We start from the raw sequence: 1,625 nt of genomic DNA, 5'->3' as shown, positions 1-1,625 counted from the left end.
GACCCCATATGATCCGAGGATCGTTGTCGCGTCTGGGGATCTCATATGCGCTGCACCACCCGTATGACCATCGCGCTCACGACTCTAACTCTCACCCTCACCGTGGCGGCCTGCTCCACGAGTAATAATGCTGACCAGTACTGGGACGGCTATCGCATCGGAGACGCCGAGGCCTCCCGCTATGCCAAGTCCACTGGCGACAGCGAGATGCGCATGTGCTCGCCCACCAACACACTCCCACCCGGCTACTCAAACGAAGAGCTATGCAGCAAACCATGGAGCCGCGCGTACCCCGGGAGCGCAGGAAGGCACTTCTGCGGCGACCGTATGCCTGATGGATTAAGCAAAGATGAACGGTCCCTGTGGCACAAAGGATGCGTCACGGGCATCACTTCAGAACCCCCCGACACTGTCGAATTCGGACCCGAGCCCACCTAAAAGGAAGCTCGGTCCTCGGGTCTGAGAGGAGATCTACATCAGTGGGTGGTGCACCATCGACGGTCGCTCAACTAGCGCTGCTAGTGGTCGTCGTCCTCCCTGGTGTTACGTATCAGCTAATTCGAGAGCGACAGAGAGGGCCTTCACCCGGCGAGCGGGACCTGTCCGAACGGGTTCTGCGGGCCCTTGCCGCTTCAGTGGCCCTGAATTCGATCTACGCGGTGACCCTGGGCCCCTGGCTGGTGCATTCCTACGAAACCAATACGAGCGTAAGTGGGCTTGTCCCGCATCTGCGACTCACAGGATTTCTCTGCCTCTTGCTGATCTTCGTCATTCCAGCGATTGCCGCCTGGGTGGTCTCTTTTGTTGAGCAGCGTTCCCTGCGAGGAAGCTATGTCGGCACCCCCACCGCATGGGATCACATTTTTCGAGATTGCCCCCCTTCGTTCATTCGCGCCCGCCTAAAGGACGGCGTCTGGGTTGGCGGATGGTACGGAGATCAATCCTTCGCCACGTCCTACCCTCACCCACCCGAGATCTTCTTGGAGCTGGAGTGGAGGCTAGACGCCGATGGGCGCTTTCTAGAAAAAGTTGAGAAAACGCAAGGCATTCACCTGCGGCGAGACGATATCGATATACTTGAGATTCTTGAGAACTAGAAAGGAAATGACCGCATGAGCGAGAGCGGAACCCCCTCCGGGGCCCAGAACAACGCGCGCCGTCCGGCCTCTAGCCAGACCAGGATCGTCACAGCCACCCCGAAGACGGAGTACAAGGGAGGGTACAAACCGACGTCCAAGGTCACGCCGGGCACGCCGCCGAGCGGCCCCGCTGGCGCTTCCTCAGCCAACGGGGGAGGCACCGGGAGCGGCACCACCGGGTCCGGGTCGTCAAGCTGACGTCGGCGGCCAGAGGGCGGTGACCACCTCGGTTATGGGCCGTTCGTTGTCCTGGTCTTTGTCCAGTGCACCCACGGACGTCACCGTTCACCGCCATACACGCACCCCGTCTGACCAGCCGTACGAACCCCCACGGACATCCCCGTACGGTCATGCGGACAGTTGGAAAGCGTGTTGGGGGCAACCCCTCACGAGTTCGAATCTCGTATCCTCCGCCAGTGCCTCACCGGGCACGATGTCGAAGGGCCCCACCGTTCGCGGTGGGGCCCTTCGACGTTGTCCGGGGCC

Annotated in this window: 1 protein-coding gene; it reads left to right on the top strand. The window is 61.2% G+C overall.

Features of this window, described 5'->3' with window-relative positions; genetic code table 11:
• Positions 1-374: 374 nt before the first annotated feature.
• A complete protein-coding gene (locus ACFY5C_RS41430) occupies positions 375-1,097 on the top strand; it encodes a DUF6338 family protein (RefSeq protein WP_389455246.1) in 723 nt (240 codons plus the stop codon).
• Positions 1,098-1,625 lie beyond the last annotated feature (528 nt).

The sequence above is a fragment of the Streptomyces sp. NPDC012935 genome (genome assembly GCF_042900345.1).
Taxonomy (GTDB): domain Bacteria; phylum Actinomycetota; class Actinomycetes; order Streptomycetales; family Streptomycetaceae; genus Streptomyces.
This window is presented reverse-complemented; position numbering and strand designations above follow the sequence as displayed.